The 17,022-nt window shown below is 70.9% G+C and carries 16 protein-coding genes; 15 read left to right on the forward strand and 1 reads right to left on the reverse strand.

The annotated features are described in order from the left end of the window. Nucleotides 1–3: 3 nt before the first annotated feature. From aroC to OG584_RS29675, 9 genes are all read left to right on the forward strand, one after another. Nucleotides 4–1,188: a chorismate synthase gene (gene aroC / locus OG584_RS29635; RefSeq protein WP_405782410.1), complete on the forward strand. Its 1,185-nt coding sequence runs from the start codon at nt 4–6 to the stop codon at nt 1,186–1,188. Beyond that, the gene (locus OG584_RS29640; protein ID WP_405782411.1) at nt 1,185–1,742 is read left to right on the forward strand and encodes a shikimate kinase; all 558 of its coding nucleotides are present in this window, start codon (nt 1,185–1,187) and stop codon (nt 1,740–1,742) included. The genes aroC and OG584_RS29640 overlap by 4 nt, the downstream gene beginning before the upstream one ends. Beyond that, on the forward strand, nt 1,739–2,833 hold the full coding sequence (aroB, locus tag OG584_RS29645; protein ID WP_405782412.1) for a 3-dehydroquinate synthase: 1,095 nt from the start codon (nt 1,739–1,741) through the stop codon (nt 2,831–2,833). The genes OG584_RS29640 and aroB overlap by 4 nt, the downstream gene beginning before the upstream one ends. Beyond that, nucleotides 2,830–3,267 (forward strand): type II 3-dehydroquinate dehydratase, encoded by a 438-nt coding sequence (gene aroQ, locus OG584_RS29650; protein WP_405782413.1) that lies wholly within the window; start codon nt 2,830–2,832, stop codon nt 3,265–3,267. Before aroB ends, aroQ begins: the two co-directional genes overlap by 4 nt. Nucleotides 3,268–3,369: 102 nt before the next feature. Next, nucleotides 3,370–4,200 (forward strand): Pro-rich N-terminal domain-containing protein, encoded by an 831-nt coding sequence (locus OG584_RS29655; RefSeq protein ID WP_405782414.1) that lies wholly within the window; start codon nt 3,370–3,372, stop codon nt 4,198–4,200. Between the two features lie 61 nt (nt 4,201–4,261). Beyond that, nucleotides 4,262–5,368: an aminopeptidase P family protein gene (locus tag OG584_RS29660; protein WP_405782415.1), complete on the forward strand. Its 1,107-nt coding sequence runs from the start codon at nt 4,262–4,264 to the stop codon at nt 5,366–5,368. Between the two features lie 51 nt (nt 5,369–5,419). Then, a complete protein-coding gene (gene efp / locus OG584_RS29665; protein ID WP_164264558.1) occupies nt 5,420–5,986 on the forward strand; it encodes an elongation factor P in 567 nt (188 codons plus the stop codon). 2 nt (nt 5,987–5,988) lie between these two features. After that, entirely contained in the window at nt 5,989–6,417 is a 429-nt protein-coding gene (gene nusB / locus OG584_RS29670; RefSeq protein WP_405782417.1) for a transcription antitermination factor NusB, read from the forward strand. A gap of 118 nt (nt 6,418–6,535) precedes the next feature. Continuing rightward, nucleotides 6,536–8,032, forward strand: coding sequence for a pyridoxal phosphate-dependent decarboxylase family protein (locus tag OG584_RS29675; RefSeq protein ID WP_405782418.1), 1,497 nt, complete (start codon nt 6,536–6,538; stop codon nt 8,030–8,032). A 103-nt stretch (nt 8,033–8,135) separates the two neighbouring features. Here the strand turns inward: OG584_RS29675 and bldD are convergent, their stop codons facing one another. Continuing rightward, entirely contained in the window at nt 8,136–8,636 is a 501-nt protein-coding gene (gene bldD / locus OG584_RS29680; RefSeq protein WP_014157378.1) for a transcriptional regulator BldD, read from the reverse strand. Nucleotides 8,637–8,886: 250 nt separating this feature from the next. On the opposite strand from bldD, the gene pyrR reads away from it, so the two are divergent. The 6 genes from pyrR (at nt 8,887) to carB (ending at nt 16,960) form a co-directional block, all read left to right on the forward strand. Further along, nucleotides 8,887–9,495 carry a bifunctional pyr operon transcriptional regulator/uracil phosphoribosyltransferase PyrR gene (gene pyrR, locus OG584_RS29685; RefSeq protein WP_405782420.1) on the forward strand — a complete coding sequence of 203 codons (609 nt, stop codon included), beginning with the start codon at nt 8,887–8,889 and terminating at the stop codon, nt 9,493–9,495. A 96-nt stretch (nt 9,496–9,591) separates the two neighbouring features. Next, nucleotides 9,592–10,569: an aspartate carbamoyltransferase catalytic subunit gene (locus tag OG584_RS29690; RefSeq protein WP_405784344.1), complete on the forward strand. Its 978-nt coding sequence runs from the start codon at nt 9,592–9,594 to the stop codon at nt 10,567–10,569. Nucleotides 10,570–10,571: 2 nt separating this feature from the next. Continuing rightward, a complete protein-coding gene (locus tag OG584_RS29695) occupies nt 10,572–11,858 on the forward strand; it encodes a dihydroorotase (RefSeq protein ID WP_405782422.1) in 1,287 nt (428 codons plus the stop codon). Continuing rightward, nucleotides 11,855–12,493: a hypothetical protein gene (locus OG584_RS29700; RefSeq protein WP_405782424.1), complete on the forward strand. Its 639-nt coding sequence runs from the start codon at nt 11,855–11,857 to the stop codon at nt 12,491–12,493. Before OG584_RS29695 ends, OG584_RS29700 begins: the two co-directional genes overlap by 4 nt. Beyond that, entirely contained in the window at nt 12,490–13,656 is a 1,167-nt protein-coding gene (carA, locus tag OG584_RS29705) for a glutamine-hydrolyzing carbamoyl-phosphate synthase small subunit (RefSeq protein WP_405782425.1), read from the forward strand. Before OG584_RS29700 ends, carA begins: the two co-directional genes overlap by 4 nt. Further along, on the forward strand, nt 13,649–16,960 hold the full coding sequence (carB, locus tag OG584_RS29710) for a carbamoyl-phosphate synthase large subunit (protein ID WP_405782427.1): 3,312 nt from the start codon (nt 13,649–13,651) through the stop codon (nt 16,958–16,960). Before carA ends, carB begins: the two co-directional genes overlap by 8 nt. Nucleotides 16,961–17,022: the final 62 nt, after the last annotated feature.

Genomic DNA, 17,022 nt, shown 5'->3' on the forward strand with positions numbered 1-17,022 from the left:
CCGTTGAGCAGGTTGCGCTGGCTGACCGCGGGGGAGTCCCACGGACCCGCACTGGTGGCGACGCTGGAGGGGCTTCCCGCCGGCGTCCCGGTCACCACGGACATGGTGGCGGACGCGCTCGCCCGGCGGCGGCTCGGCTACGGCCGCGGCGCCCGGATGAAGTTCGAGAAGGACGAGGTCACCTTCCTCGGCGGGGTCCGGCACGGGCTGACCATGGGCGGCCCGGTCGCTGTCATGATCGGCAACACCGAGTGGCCCAAGTGGGAGAAGGTCATGTCGGCCGACCCGGTCGACCCCGACGAACTGGCCCAGCTGGCCCGCAACGCACCGCTGACCCGTCCCCGGCCCGGTCACGCGGATCTCGCGGGTATGCAGAAGTACGCGCTGGACGAGGCCCGGCCGATCCTGGAGCGCGCCAGCGCCCGCGAGACGGCCGCCCGCGTGGCGCTGGGCACGGTCGCCCGGTCCTACCTCCGGGAGACGACCGGGATCGAACTCGTCTCCCACGTCGTGGAGCTGGCCGGGGCGAAGGCTCCGTACGGTGTCGTCCCGGTCCCCTCCGACGAGGCCGCGCTGGACGAGGACCCGGTGCGCTGCCTGGACGGGGACGCCTCGGAGGCGATGGTCGCCGAGATCGACCAGGCCCACAAGGACGGTGACACCCTCGGTGGTGTGGTCGAGGTGCTCGCCTACGGGGTGCCGGTCGGCCTCGGTTCGCACGTGCACTGGGACCGCAGGCTCGACGCCAGGCTCGCCGCCGCTCTGATGGGCATCCAGGCCATCAAGGGCGTCGAGGTCGGCGACGGCTTCGACCTGGCCCGGGTGCCCGGCTCGCAGGCCCACGACGAGATCGTGCCGACCGAGGACGGCGTACGCCGCACATCGGGCCGCTCCGGCGGGACCGAGGGCGGTATGTCCACCGGGGAGCTGCTGCGTGTGCGGGCCGCGATGAAGCCCATCGCGACCGTGCCCCGCGCGCTCGCCACCATCGACACCGCCACCGGTGAGGTCGCCGCCGCGCACCACCAGCGCTCGGACGTCTGTGCCGTGCCGGCCGCCGGGATCGTCGCCGAGGCCATGGTCGCGCTGGTGCTGGCGGACGCGGTCGCCGAGAAGTTCGGCGGCGACAGCGTCGGCGAGACCCGCAGGAACGTCCGGTCGTTCCTCGACAACCTCCAGATCCGATGAGCGGGCCGCTGGTCGTCCTCGTCGGCCCGATGGGCGTCGGCAAGTCCACCGTCGGCGAGCTGCTCGCCGAGCGCCTCGGCGCGGCCTACCGCGACACCGACGCCGACATCGTGGCGGCCGAGGGCCGCACCATCGCCGACATCTTCGTCGACGAGGGCGAGGATCACTTCCGCGCCCTCGAACGTGCCGCGGTGCGCGACGCTGTCGCCGGACACACCGGTGTCCTGTCGCTCGGCGGCGGAGCGGTACTCGACGCGGCCACCCGCGAGCTCCTCGCCGGCCACCCCGTCGTCTACCTCTCGATGGACGTCGACGAGGCGGTCAAACGCGTCGGGCTCAATACCGCGCGCCCACTGCTCGCCGTCAACCCGCGCCGCCAGTGGCGTGAGCTGATGGAGGCCCGCCGCCCCCTGTACACCGAAGTCGCCCGTGCCGTCGTAGCCACCGACGGCCGTGTCCCCGCGGAAGTGGCCGAGGCCGTCCTCGACGCCCTGGAGCTGAGGCTCCCCGCAGGAGACGCCACCCCGCCCCCCGGCCAGGAGAAGACCGTATGACGCAGGACGCCCCCATCCGTATCCAGGTCGGCGGCACGGACGGTCACGATCCGTACGAGGTGCTGGTAGGCCGTCAGCTCCTTGCCGAGCTGCCCACGCTGATCGGTGAGCAGGCCAGGCGTGTGGCCGTACTGCACCCCGAGGCGCTGGCCGGGACCGGTGAAGCGGTCCGTCAGGACCTCGCCGACCAGGGATACGAGGCCATCGCGGTCCAGCTGCCCAACGCCGAGGAGGCCAAGACCGCCGAGGTCGCCGCCTACTGCTGGAAGGCGCTCGGCCAGACCGGATTCACCCGCACCGACGTCATCATCGGGGTCGGCGGCGGTGCGACCACCGATGTGGCCGGGTTCGTCGCCGCGACGTGGCTGCGCGGCGTGCGCTGGATCGCCGTCCCCACCACCGTGCTGGGCATGGTGGACGCGGCCGTGGGCGGCAAGACCGGTATCAACACCGCCGAGGGCAAGAACCTGGTGGGCGCCTTCCACCCGCCCGCGGGGGTGCTCTGCGACCTCGCCGCGCTCGACTCGCTCCCGGTCAACGACTACGTCTCCGGCATGGCCGAGATCATCAAGGCCGGTTTCATCGCCGACCCCGTCATCCTCGACCTCGTGGAGTCCGACCCCGAAGGGGCCCGTACGCCCGCGGGACAGCACACCGCCGAGCTGATCGAGCGGTCCATCCGGGTCAAGGCCGAGGTCGTGTCGAACGACCTCAAGGAGTCGGGCCTGCGGGAGATCCTCAACTACGGGCACACGCTCGCCCACGCGATCGAGAAGAACGAGCGCTACAAGTGGCGGCACGGGGCCGCCGTCTCGGTCGGCATGGTGTTCGCCGCCGAGCTCGGCCGCCTCGCCGGCCGCCTCGACGACGCGACCGCGGACCGGCACAGCGCCGTACTCGCGTCGGTCGGGCTGCCGCTGACGTACCGGGGCGACCAGTGGCCCAAGCTCCTGGAGACGATGAAGGTCGACAAGAAGTCCAGGGGCAACGTCCTGCGCTTCATCGTCCTCGACGGGATCGCCAAGCCGACCGTCCTGGAGGGCCCCGACCCGGCCGTCCTGCTCGCCGCGTTCGGGGAGGTCTCCGCGTGAGCCGTGTTCTCGTGCTCAACGGTCCCAACCTGGGCCGCCTGGGGTCCCGCGAGCCCGATGTCTACGGGGCGACGTCCTACGCGGGGCTTGTGGACGCCTGCACCCTGCTGGGCAAGGAGCTCGGATTCGACGTCGAGGTGCGGGAGACCAACGACGAGGGCGAGATGATCCGCTGGCTGCACGAGGCGGCCGACGGCGCGGTCCCGGTCGTGATCAACCCCGGTGCGTTCACGCACTACTCGTACGCGATGCGTGACGCGGCCGCCCAGCGCACCGCACCGCTCATCGAGGTGCACATCTCGAATCCGTACGCACGCGAGGAGTTCCGTCACAACTCCGTAATCGCTTCGGTCGCCAGCGGCACCGTCGCGGGCTTCGGTATCGGCTCCTACCGCTTGGCCCTGCGGGCGCTGGCCGGGGAACTCACGGGCTGAGGCGGGGTTTTGGACCGGCCCCGGCCGTTCACACGGTGGGGGCCGGGGAAGGTACCGTTCAGCACGAGAACCAGTCGGCTGATCGAGACGGAGTGGCACCGGATGCAGCACGCTGTGGGAGCTCCGCTGCCGCCGCCCCCTTCGGGCGCCGCAGGCTGGGCACAGGGCGCCCAGCACCCGGGGCAGCACCCGGGCTGGGTGGCGCCGAACCAGCCGGTGCCGCCCGCGCCGCCGGCTCACCAGCCGCCCCCGCCGCCGGCCCACCAGCCGCCGCAGCCGCCCTCCATGGAGACGACGGGCCACATCCAGCTGCCGCCCGGCGGTCCGGTCCCGCTGCCGGCCCCGCCGGCCGCCACCACCCCGGCGGACACCGGGAACACCACGCTCGCCGTCCTCCTCATAGGGCCGGCGGGCGCGGGCAAGACCACCGTCGCCCGGTACTGGGCGCAGAGCCGCCGGATGCCCACGTCGCACATCAGCCTCGACGACGTGCGCGAGTGGGTCTGCTCGGGCTTCGCCGACCCCCAGGGGGGCTGGAACGACCACTCCGAGGCCCAGTACCGCCTCGCCCGCCGCACCTGCGGCTTCGCCGCGCGCAATTTCCTGGCCAACGGCATCTCCTGCATCGTCGACGACGCGGTCTTCCCCGACCGCCCGGTCGTCGGCCTCGGCGGCTGGAAGCGGCACGTGGGCCCCGGCCTGCTGCCCGTCGTGCTCCTCCCTGGCCTGGAAGTCGTCCTGGAGCGCAACGCGGCCCGCAGCGGAAACCGCCGCCTCAGCGACGAGGAAGTCGCCAGGATCCATGGCCGGATGGCCGGCTGGTACGGCTCCGGGCTGCCGATCATCGACAATTCCGGCTACGACGTGGCGACCACCGCCCAGGTGCTCGACGACGTACTCGCGCGCTCCATCGCATCCCCTCCGGCCTGGTGAAGCCCCCCGGTCGGACGCGCTGAACCGGCCGATACCGGCCGCCGCTCCTACGCTCGGGGCCATGGCAGAGGTGTTTGCGGTCCGCCGGGCAAGGCTGCGTGACCGGTGCCTGGCAGCGGGCAGCGGTGCGGCGCTGGTCTCCCGCCCGGCCAACGTCCGGTATCTCGCCGGGGCGGCCCCGGCGGGCGCGGTCCTGCTGATCGGCCCCGACAGCGATGAGCTCCTCTGTCCGGCCGGGCCGGCCGGTGCCCCCCAGGACGGCCGCCCCGACGCGCAGCTGCGGCTCACGGTGCTCCCGGAGCCCGGCGGCGACCCCGCGGTGGCAGCGGCCGGACTCCTCAGTACGGCGGGCGCCACCTCGCTCGCGGTGGAGGAGCACCATCTGACCGTCGCCCGCCACCGGGCCCTGCGCTCGGTGGCGCCACGGCTGCAGCTCTCCGATCTGGCCCGCGCCGTCGACCAGCAGCGGATCATCAAGGACGAGCAGGAGATCGGCTTTCTGCGAACCGCTGGGGAGATCACCGACCAGGCGCTGGGCGAGCTGCTCGAATCGATCCTCGTGGGACGTACGGAGCGCCATCTCGCCCTGGAGCTGGAGCGCCGTCTGGTGGACCACGGGGCCGAGGGGCCGTCCTTTCCGACCTCCGTGGCCACCGGGCCCAACGCCGGGCTGAGCGGCCACCGTCCGTCGGACCGCCGGGTCGAGGAGGGGGATCTGCTCTCGGTCCGGCTCGGGGCGGTGTACCGCGGATACCGATGTGAGATCGGCCGGACCTTCGTCATCGGCACTGCGCCCGCGGACTGGCAGATCGAGCTGTACGACCTCGTCTTCGCGGCACAACGGGCTGGTCGGGAGGCACTTGTGCCCGGTGTCGCGTGCCGTGACGTGGACCGGGCGGCACGTCATGTCCTGGAGGCCGCGGGCCACGGCGGGGACCTCGGCCCGTCGACCGGGCACGGTGTGGGGCTCGAAATCGACGAGGACCCGCAGCTGGCACCTGCGGCCATGGGTAAACTGGACGCTTGCGTGCCGGTCACCGTCGAACCGGGGGTCCACCTCCCGGGCCGGGGCGGAGTCCGGATCGATGACACGCTCGTCGTACGCCCTGAGGCGGACGGCGGACCCGAGCTACTCACCATTACGACCAAGGAGCTGCTCGCCCTCTAGTGGCGCGCACCCGCGGTCCCACACACGCTGCAGTCCAGGAGAACCTCAACCGTGGCTTCCACGAACGACCTCAAGAACGGCCTGGTGCTCAAGCTCGACGGGGGCCAGCTCTGGTCCGTCGTCGAGTTCCAGCACGTCAAGCCCGGCAAGGGCCCGGCTTTTGTGCGCACCAAGCTCAAGAACGTGCTTTCCGGCAAGGTCGTCGACAAGACGTTCAACGCCGGTGTGAAGGTCGAGACGGCCACCATTGACCGGCGCGACATGCAGTTCTCGTACATGGACGGCGAGTACTTCGTCTTCATGGACATGGACACGTACGACCAGCTGATGGTCGACCGCAAGTCGGTCGGTGACGCGGCCAACTTCCTCATCGAGGGCTTCACCGCCTCCGTCGCCCAGTACGAGGGCGAGGTGCTCTACGTCGAGCTGCCGGCCGCGGTCGAGCTGACGATCCAGCACACCGACCCGGGCGTCCAGGGCGACCGTTCCACCGGTGGCACCAAGCCCGCCACCCTTGAGACCGGTTACGAGATCGGTGTCCCGCTGTTCATCACGACCGGCGAGAAGATCAAGGTCGACACGCGCTCCGGTGATTATCTCGGCCGGGTGAACAGCTAACCGTGGCTGCCCGCAACACGGCGCGCAAGCGCGCCTTCCAGATCCTCTTCGAGGCCGACCAGCGCGGGGCGTCCGTGCAGACGGTCCTCGCGGACTGGATCCGTCTCGCCCGCACCGACGACCGCCAGCCACCGGTCAGTGAGTACACGATGGACCTCGTCGAGGGGTACGCGGAGCACGCGGACCGTATCGACGAGCTCATCGCCACTTACGCGGTGGGCTGGACACTCGACCGTATGCCGGTCGTCGACCGCAACATCATCAGACTCAGCGCCCATGAGCTGGTGTGGGTCGACGGGACGCCGGACGCGGTCGTGATCGATGAAGCGGTGCAGCTCGCCAAGGAGTTCTCCACGGACGAGTCGCCCGCCTTCATCAACGGGCTGCTGGGCCGGTTCAAGGACCTCAAGCCGAGCCTGCGCCGCGACTAGTCGCGGCGGACCCGGCGCCCCGGCGCAGCACAGCACCGTCACAGGCCCGGAGCGGAAGATGAACAATCTTCTGCTCCGGGCCTGGTGCGTCGAGCGGGCCGTGCCCTAGGTTTCGCGCATGGCCGACCCCGGTGAACAGAACAGCGGCCCGGTATCCGCGGGGCCCGGCCCCGCGGACCGGCACATCCTGGACCGGCTGGGCGCACTGCGCGCGGCGGACCTGCCCGTCAGGGGTGGACGCACCATGGCGTACGTCTACGACTCCGGCCTGCCCGGCGTCGAGGAGCTGGCCAACGCCGCGGCCGCGGCGTTCGCGGGTGTCAACGGCCTCGACATGACGGCCTTCCCCAGTGTGGTCTCCCTGGAGAACGATGTCGTGGCGCGCACCGCCCGGCTGCTCGGCGGCGGCCCGGAAACCGTCGGCACTTTCACCAGCGGGGGCACCGAGAGCTGTCTGCTCGCCGTTCTCACGGCCCGCGAACACGCGCGCCGTACCCGTGGCGTCACCGAACCCGAGCTGGTGCTGCCGGAAACCGCGCACGCCGCCTTCCACAAAGCCGCAGGACTCTTCGGACTGAAGACGGTGGTCGTCCCCGTCGATCCGCTGACCTACCGGGTACGCGCAGGCGATCTGGCCGCCGCACTCACCGACCGCACGGCGCTGGTGGTGGTCTCCGCACCCTCGTACGCGCACGGGGTGACCGATCCGGTCGCCGACGCCGCCCGTGCGGCGGCCGGGCGCGGGGTGCTCTGCCACGTCGACGCGTGCATCGGCGGCTGGTACCTGGGGCATCTGCGGCTCGGCGCCGGTGCCCCGGCGGTGCCGCCGTTCGACCTCGCCGTGCCCGGAGTCACATCGCTCTCGGTCGACCTGCACAAGTACGGCTACACGGCCAAGGGTGCGTCGGTGCTGCTGTTCAGGGACGCCGGACTCCGCAGACACGGCTGGTTCGCGCACGCCTCGTGGCCCGGGTATCCGGTGGTCAACGCCACCCTCCAGGGCACCAAGCCGGCCGGGCCGCTGGCTGCCGCCTGGGCGGTGCTGGAGCGGATCGGAACCGATGGGTACACGGAGCTGTCGCTGCGCGTCCACCGGGCGGTGACAGCGCTCGTGGCGGGCGTCGGGGAGATCGACGGGCTGCGGGTGCTCGGCAGCCCGGACTCCTCGCTGCTCGCGATCGCCGCCGACGGTCCGGGCGTCGACCCGTTCGTGGTGGCGGACGAGATGCGCGGCCTCGGCTGGTACGTTCAGCCCCAGCCCGCCTTCGCGGGCTCGCCCGCCAATCTGCATCTCACGGTGACGGCGGCCATGGCGGGGGAGGAGACCGTGCGGGACCTGCTCGGCGCCCTGACGCGGGCGGTCGCCGCAGCCGCGGCGGCAGACCCCGTCGAGGCCGACCCCGCAGTGGTGGCGGCCGCCGCCGCACTCGACCCGGAGAACCTCACGTCCGACGAGGCGGCGCTGGCGCTGGCCTTCGCCGGGGTGGGCGAGCACGGGGAGCTTCCCGAGCGGATGGCGCCCGTACTCGCGGTGCTCCAGGCGCTGCCGCCGAAGCTCGCCGAACGGCTGCTTCCCGAACTCGTCGGCCGGCTCTACCGGCCCGCGGGCGGCTGAGGGCGTACGCCGGAGCGCCGAAACGCCGGAAGGGCGGCCCCTGGCATATGCGGGCCGCCCTTCGGACGTGACGTTTCTTCTGTTGAACGATCCGCGAGCGGGATCAGCCCTCGTCGTGGGCGACCGCGCGACGGGCATCCGCGTCCAGCACGCCCCAGCTGATCAGCTGCTCGGTGAGGACCGAGGGGGACTGGTCGTAGATGACGGCGAGGGTGCGCAGGTCGTCCTGGCGGATCGACAGCACCTTGCCGTTGTAGTCGCCGCGCTGGCTCTGGATCGTGGCGGCGTAGCGCTGGAGGGGCCCGGCCTTCTCCGGCGGGACGTGGGCGAGACGCTCCAGGTCCAGGACGAGCTTCGGCGGCGGCTCGGCGGCCCCGCCCGGAGTGGTCCCCGGCAGCAGCTCCTGGACCGGAACGCCGTAGAAGTCGGCCAGCTCGGCGAGGCGCTGGACGGTCACGGCGCGGTCACCACGCTCGTACGAACCCACCACCACGGCCTTCCACCGGCCCTGGGACTTCTCCTCGACACCGTGGAGGGAAAGGCCCTGCTGGGTGCGGATGGCACGGAGCTTGGCCCCGAGCTGTTTTGCGTATTCGCTGGACATATGGCTCCCGGACGCTGAGATGACCTGCGGCTCCGCCGCGCGGCTGGTAACTCACTGTGAGGTTACGCAGCGTTACTTGGATGCGTCAAGCCGAATGGTCCGGACCGGCCGCGGGACGCCCCCGGACCCTCGCGGGCCAACCGGCGGGACCGGGGCGGGAAGGCCCGGTCCGCCCCTGGTACGGTGGTTTCCGTAATCCCGACGTCCTTTAAGGTCCGTCCCGTGAGGCGGAGAAGGAGGTCCGTTTCATATGGACACCAGCAGTGCAAGCTCCAGCAGCGGTGCCGCAGGCGCCGGCGAGTCCGACGCGCGCCCCGTCCTGGAGGCCCCGGACATCGCACGGGTACTGACCCGTATCGCCCATGAGATCGTCGAGCGCGCCAAGGGCGCCGAAGACGTCGTGCTCCTCGGCATCCCCACCCGCGGTGTGTTCCTCGCCCGCAGGCTCGCGGCCAAGCTGGAGGAGATCACCGGCCGTACGATCCCGGTCGGCTCCCTGGACATCACCATGTACCGCGACGACCTGCGCATGCGGCCCGCCCGCGCGCTGGCCCGTACGGACATCCCCGCCGACGGTGTGGACGGACGCCTGGTGGTCCTCGTCGACGACGTGCTCTTCTCCGGCCGCACGATCCGTGCCGCGCTGGACGCTCTCGGCGACATCGGCCGCCCGCGCGCCGTGCAGCTCGCGGTTCTCGTCGACCGCGGCCACCGCGAGCTGCCGATCCGCGCCGACTACGTCGGCAAGAACCTCCCCACCTCGCTGCGCGAGACGGTCAAGGTCCAGCTCGCCGAGGAGGACGGCCGCGACACGGTCCTCCTCGGTACCGAGCGGTCCGCCCCGGCCGGCGGCCGTTAGCTCTCCTCCCGTACGGCCCGCGATCCGGGCCGCAGAGCTGTGCCTGCCCGCCCGACTGCCATGCCTGAATCCTCCGCGAACCTGGAGAACATCCGGATGAAGCGCCACCTCATCTCGGCCGCCGACCTCACCCGCGACGACGCCGTCCTGATCCTCGACACCGCCGAGGAGATGGCCCGGGTCGCCGACCGGCCGGTCAAGAAGCTTCCGACCCTGCGCGGACGTACCGTCGTCAACCTCTTCTTCGAGGACTCGACCCGCACCCGTATCTCCTTCGAGGCCGCGGCCAAGCGCCTCTCCGCCGACGTCATCAACTTCTCCGCGAAGGGCTCGTCGGTCTCCAAGGGCGAGTCGCTCAAGGACACCGCGCTGACTCTGGAGGCGATGGGCGCCGACGCCGTCGTCATCCGGCACGGCGCGTCCGGCGCCCCGTACCGGCTCGCGACGTCGGGCTGGATCGACGGTGCCGTCGTCAACGCGGGCGACGGTACCCATGAGCACCCGACCCAGGCCCTCCTGGACGCCTTCACCATGCGCCGCAGGCTGGTCGGCCCCGACACCGGAATCGGGCGCGACCTCGAGGGCCGGCGCATCACGATCGTGGGTGACGTGCTGCACAGCAGGGTCGCCCGGTCCAACGTCCACCTGCTGCACACGCTCGGCGCCCGGGTGACGCTGGTGGCACCGCCCACCCTGGTGCCCATCGGCGTCGAGCACTGGCCCTGCGAGATCTCGTACGACCTCGACCGGGTGCTGCCCACGTCGGACGCCGTCATGATGCTGCGCGTCCAGCGGGAGCGGATGAACGCCGCCTTCTTCCCCACCGAGCGCGAGTACTCACGCCGCTACGGCCTCGACGGCGACCGTATGGCGCGGATGCCGGAAGACTCCATCGTCATGCACCCAGGGCCGATGAACCGCGGGATGGAGATCACCGCCGACGTCGCCGACTCGGACCGCTGCACCGCCGTGGAACAGGTCGCCAACGGCGTCTCGATCCGGATGGCCGTCCTCTATCTGCTGCTGGGCGGCTCCGAGCCCGCCACGACTTCCCGTACCGAGGAGAGCAAGTAACCATGAGCAAGACCCTGATCCGTGGTGCGAAGGTGCTCGGCGGCGAGCCGCAGGACGTCCTGATCGACGGCGAGACCGTCGCGGCGGTGGGCACCGGCCTGTCCGCCGACGGCGCCGATGTCATCGAGGCGGAGGGCCGGATCCTGCTGCCCGGCCTGGTCGACCTGCACACCCACCTGCGCGAGCCGGGCCGTGAGGACTCCGAGACCGTGCTCACCGGTACCAAGGCCGCGGCGGTCGGCGGATTCACCGCCGTCCACGCCATGGCCAACACCTTCCCCGTCGCGGACACCGCGGGCGTCGTGGAGCAGGTCTGGCGCCTCGGCCGGGAGTCCGGCTACTGCGACGTGCAGCCCGTCGGCGCCGTCACCGTCGGACTGGCCGGAAAGCAGCTCGCCGAACTCGGCGCGATGCACGACTCGGCCGCCGCGGTCCGGGTCTTCTCCGACGACGGCAAGTGCGTCGACGACGCGGTGATCATGCGGCGCGCCCTGGAGTACGTGAAGGCCTTCGACGGAGTCGTCGCCCAGCACGCCCAGGAGCCCAGGCTCACCGAGGGAGCCCAGATGAACGAGGGCGTCGTCTCCTCCGAACTGGGCCTCGGCGGCTGGCCCGCCGTCGCCGAGGAGTCGATCATCGCCCGTGATGTGCTGCTCGCCGCCCATGTCGGCTCCCGGGTCCACATCTGCCACCTGTCGACCGCGGGCTCCGTGGAGCTCGTCCGCTGGGCCAAGTCCAAGGGCTGGAACGTCACCGCCGAGGTCACCCCGCACCACCTGCTGCTCACCGACGAGCTGGTCCGTACGTACAACCCGGTGTACAAGGTCAACCCGCCGCTGCGCACCGAGGCCGATGTGATGGCCCTGCGCGAGGCACTCGCCGACGGCACGATCGACTGCGTCGCCACCGACCACGCCCCGCACCCGCACGAGGACAAGGACTGCGAGTGGGCCGCGGCCGCCATGGGCATGGTGGGCCTGGAGACAGCGCTCTCGGTCGTCCAGCAGACGATGGTCGACACCGGGCTCGTCGACTGGGAGACCGTCGCCGACCGGATGTCCTTCCGCCCGGCGGCCATCGGCCGCCTCGCTGGCCACGGCCGCCCGATCGCCGCCGGTGAGCCCGCGAACCTCACGCTCGTCGACTCGGCTTACCGTGGTGAGGTGGACCCCGCAGGCTTTGCCTCCCGCAGCCGCAACACCCCCTACGAGGGCCGTGAGCTGCCGGGACGCGTCACCCACACCTTCCTGCGGGGCAGGGCAACGGTCGTGGACGGGAAGCTGGCGTGACACCTCTCATCAATCTTCACCTCGCAGCGGAGCAGAAATCGGCCGACGTCACCGACTGGGCGGGGCGTATCGGCTGGATCGTCGGCCTGCTGCTCGTCGTCGCGCTCGTCTACTGGCTGATGCGTGAGGGCTGGAAGTGGCGGGGCACGCTCCAGAGCGACCTCCCTGAGCTGCCCACCGCGCCGGACGATCCCGGTGCGGCCAGACTGGAGATGAGCGGCCGTTACCACGGCTCGACCACGGCCGGGCACTGGCTCGACCGGATCGTCGCGCACGGTCTGGGCACCCGCAGCAAGGCCGAGGTGACGCTCACGGACGCGGGTATCGACGTAGTACGCCCCGGGGCGAACGACTTCTTCATCCCGGCGGCGCGGCTCAGCGAGGCCCGGCTGGACAAGGGCATCGCAGGCAAGGTCCTCACCGAGGGCGGTCTGCTGATCATCACCTGGCACCACGGTGACCGGCTGATCGACTCGGGCTTCCGCTCCGACCGGGCGGCGGAACAGGCCTCCTGGGTCGACGCGGTCAACGCCATGTGCCGGCCGGCCGGCGGCACCGCCCCCGCAGTCACCACGGACAAGAAGACAGACAGCACCACGCACCACCCGATCACGACGGAAGGCACCGCACGATGACGATCTCCAGCCCGGGGAACGCCTCGGAGAGGAAAGCGGCGTCCCCCGCCGTACTCGTCCTGGAGGACGGCCGGTGCTTCCGCGGCCGCTCCTACGGGGCAACGGGGGAGACCTTCGGTGAAGCGGTGTTCAACACCGGCATGACCGGTTACCAGGAAACCCTCACCGATCCCTCCTACCACCGCCAGGTCGTCGTGATGACCGCCCCGCACGTGGGCAACACCGGCGTCAACGACGAGGACGACGAGTCCGCGAAGATCTGGGTCGCGGGCTACGTCGTGCGCGACCCCGCCCGTATCCCGTCGAACTGGCGCTCGCGCCGCTCCCTCGACGACGAGCTCGTCGCCCAGGGCGTCGTCGGCATCAGCGGTATCGACACCCGCGCCCTCACCCGCCATCTGCGGGAGCGCGGCGCGATGCGCGTCGGTATCTTCTCCGGCAACGCGCTGGCCGATGAGGGCATGCTCCTCGCCAAGGTCCGCCAGGCGCCCGAGATGAACGGCGCCGACCTCTCCGCAGAGGTCGCCACCACCGAGGCGTACGTGGTCCCGGCGGTCGGTGAGAAGAAGTTCACCGTCGCCGCCATCGACCTCGGCATCAAGGGCATGACCCCGCACCGGATGGCCGAGCGCGGCATCGAGGTGCACGTGCTGCCCGCGACCGCCACCGTCGACGAGGTGTACGCGGTCGCCCCCGACGGCGTGTTCCTCTCCAACGGCCCCGGCGACCCCGCCACCGCCGACCTGACGGTCATCAAGGCCGTACTGGAACGGAAGACCCCGCTCTTCGGCATCTGCTTCGGCAACCAGCTGCTCGGCCGCTCGCTCGGGTTCGGCACCTACAAGCTCAAGTACGGTCACCGCGGGATCAACCAGCCCGTCCAGGACCGTACGACGGGCAAGGTCGAGGTCACCGCGCACAACCACGGCTTCGCCGTCGACGCTCCGCTCGACCGGGTCTCCGACACCCCGTACGGCCGCGCCGAGGTCTCCCACGTCTGCCTCAACGACAACGTGGTCGAGGGGCTCCAGCTGCTCGACCAGCCGGCCTTCAGCGTCCAGTACCACCCCGAAGCCGCCGCGGGCCCGCACGACGCCGCGTACCTCTTCGACCGCTTCACGTCTTTGATGAACACAGCCCTGATGGAGGCCCAGCGTGCCTAAGCGCTCCGATATCCAGTCCGTCCTGGTCATCGGTTCCGGGCCGATCGTCATCGGCCAGGCCGCCGAGTTCGACTACTCGGGGACCCAGGCCTGCCGGGTGCTCAAGGCCGAGGGCCTGCGGGTCATCCTGGTCAACTCCAACCCGGCCACGATCATGACCGACCCGGAGATCGCCGACGCCACCTACGTCGAGCCGATCACCCCGGAGTTCGTCGAGAAGATCATCGCCAAGGAGCGCCCGGACACGCTGCTGCCGACCCTCGGCGGCCAGACGGCGCTCAACACCGCCATCTCCATGCACGAGAACGGTGTCCTGGAGAAGTACGGCGTCGAGCTGATCGGCGCCAACGTCGAGGCGATCAACAAGGGCGAGGACCGCGACCTCTTCAAGGGCGTCGTCGAGGCGGTGCGCGCGAAGATCGGCCACGGCGAGTCCGCCCGCTCGGTCATCTGCCACACGATGGACGACGTCATCGGCGGCGTCGGTGAGCTCGGCGGCTACCCGGTCGTCGTCCGCCCCTCCTTCACCATGGGCGGCGCCGGCTCCGGCTTCGCGCACAACGAGGAGGAGCTGCGCCGCATCGCGGGCCAGGGCCTGATGCTCTCGCCGACCACCGAGGTGCTCCTGGAGGAGTCCATCCTCGGCTGGAAGGAGTACGAGCTGGAGCTGATGCGCGACAAGAACGACAACGTCGTGGTGGTCTGCTCCATCGAGAACTTCGACCCGATGGGCGTGCACACCGGTGACTCGATCACCGTGGCCCCCTCGATGACCCTCACCGACCGCGAGTACCAGCGGCTGCGGGACATCGGCATCGCCATCATCCGCGAGGTCGGCGTCGACACCGGCGGCTGCAACATCCAGTTCGCCGTCAACCCCGACGACGGCCGGATCATCGTCATCGAGATGAACCCGCGGGTCTCGCGCTCGTCAGCGCTGGCATCCAAGGCGACCGGATTCCCGATCGCGAAGATCGCGGCCCGGCTCGCTGTCGGCTACACGCTGGACGAGATCCCCAACGACATCACGGAGAAGACCCCGGCGTCCTTCGAGCCGACGCTCGACTACGTCGTCGTGAAGGTGCCGCGATTCGCCTTCGAGAAGTTCCCGGCCGCCGACGCCACGCTCACCACCACCATGAAGTCGGTGGGCGAGGCCATGGCGATCGGCCGGAACTTCTCCGAGGCGCTCAACAAGGCGCTCCGCTCGCTGGAGAAGAAGGGCTCGCAGTTCACCTTCACCGGCGACCCCGGCGACAAGGCGGAGCTGCTCGAGACCGCCAAGGTCCCCACCGACGGCCGGATCAACACCGTCATGCAGGCCATGCGGGCCGGCGCGACGCCCCAGGAGGTCTTCGAAGCGACGAAGATCGACCCGTGGTTCGTCGACCAGCTGTTCCTCATCAAGGAGTACGCGGACGAGCTCGCCGCCGCCGAGAAGCTGCACCCCCAGTTGCTCGCCGACGCCAAGCGCCACGGCTTCTCCGACGCCCAGATCGCCGGCATCCGCGGCCTGCGCGAGGACGTCGTCCGTGAGGTGCGGCACGCGCTCGGTGTGCGCCCGGTCTACAAGACGGTCGACACCTGCGCCGCCGAGTTCGCCGCGAAGACCCCGTACTTCTACTCCTCCTACGACGAGGAGAGCGAGGTCGCGCCCCGCGAGAAGCCCGCGGTGATCATCCTGGGCTCCGGCCCGAACCGGATCGGCCAGGGCATCGAGTTCGACTACTCCTGTGTCCACGCCTCGTTCGCGCTCAGCGACGCGGGCTACGAGACCGTGATGGTCAACTGCAACCCCGAGACCGTCTCCACCGACTACGACACCTCCGACCGGCTCTACTTCGAGCCGCTCACCCTGGAGGACGTCCTGGAGATCGTGCACGCCGAGACGCTGGCGGGCCCCGTCGCCGGTGTCATCGTCCAGCTCGGCGGACAGACCCCGCTCGGCCTGGCGCAGGCGCTGAAGGACAACGGCGTACCGGTCGTCGGCACACCCCCCGAGGCGATCCACGCCGCGGAGGACCGCGGCGCGTTCGGCCGGGTGCTCGCCGAGGCGGGGCTGCCCGCCCCCAAGCACGGCACCGCCACCACCTTCGACGAGGCCAAGGCCATCGCCGACGAGATCGGCTACCCGGTCCTGGTCCGCCCCTCGTACGTGCTCGGCGGCCGCGGCATGGAGATCGTCTACGACGAGACCCGCCTCGCCTCGTACATCGAGGAGTCCACCGAGATCAGCCCCACCCGCCCGGTGCTGGTCGACCGCTTCCTGGACGACGCGATCGAGATCGACGTCGACGCGCTCTACGACGGCACCGAGCTCTACCTCGGCGGCGTCATGGAGCACATCGAGGAGGCCGGCATCCACTCCGGCGACTCGGCCTGCGCGCTGCCCCCGATCACCCTCGGCGGCTTCGACATCAAGCGGCTGCGGATCTCCACCGAGGCCATCGCCAAGGGCGTCGGCGTCCGCGGGCTGATCAACATCCAGTTCGCGCTGGCCGGCGACATCCTCTACGTCCTGGAGGCCAACCCGCGCGCCTCCCGTACGGTCCCCTTCACCTCGAAGGCCACCGCGGTCCCGCTGGCCAAGGCAGCGGCCCGCATCTCGCTCGGCGCGACCGTCGCCGAGCTGCGCGCCGAGGGCATGCTCCCGGCGACCGGCGACGGCGGCACCCTGCCGCAGGACGCGCCGATCTCCGTCAAGGAGGCCGTGATGCCGTGGTCGCGCTTCCGCGACATGCACGGACGCGGCGTCGACACCGTCCTCGGCCCGGAGATGCGCTCCACCGGCGAGGTCATGGGCATCGACTCGGTCTTCGGCACCGCGTACGCCAAGTCGCAGGCCGGGGCGTACGGACCGCTGCCCACCAAGGGCCGCGCGTTCATCTCGGTCGCCAACCGGGACAAGCGCTCGATGATCTTCCCGGCCCGCGAGCTGGTCGCGCACGGCTTCGAGCTGCTCGCCACCTCCGGCACCGCCGAGGTCCTGCGCCGCAACGGCATCAGCGCCACCGTGGTCCGCAAGCTCAGCGAGGGCGAGGGCCCCGGCGGTGAGCGGACCATCGTCCAGCTCATCCACGACGGCGAGGTCGACCTCATCGTCAACACCCCGTACGGCACCGGTGGCCGCCTCGACGGCTACGAGATCCGCACCGCGGCCGTGGCACGCTCGGTGCCCTGCCTCACCACGGTCCAGGCGCTCGCCGCGGCCGTCCAGGGCATCGACGCGCTCAACGGCGGCGACGTCGGCGTCCGCTCCCTGCAGGAACACGCGCGCCATCTGACCGCCGCACGCGAGGTCTAGCAGCTCACGAGGGGGACACCGGAAACGGTGTCCCCCTCTTCACGAGACCCCGTTCATGAGTT

It is taken from the genome of Streptomyces sp. NBC_00859 (assembly GCF_045161865.1).
Lineage (GTDB): Bacteria > Actinomycetota > Actinomycetes > Streptomycetales > Streptomycetaceae > Streptomyces.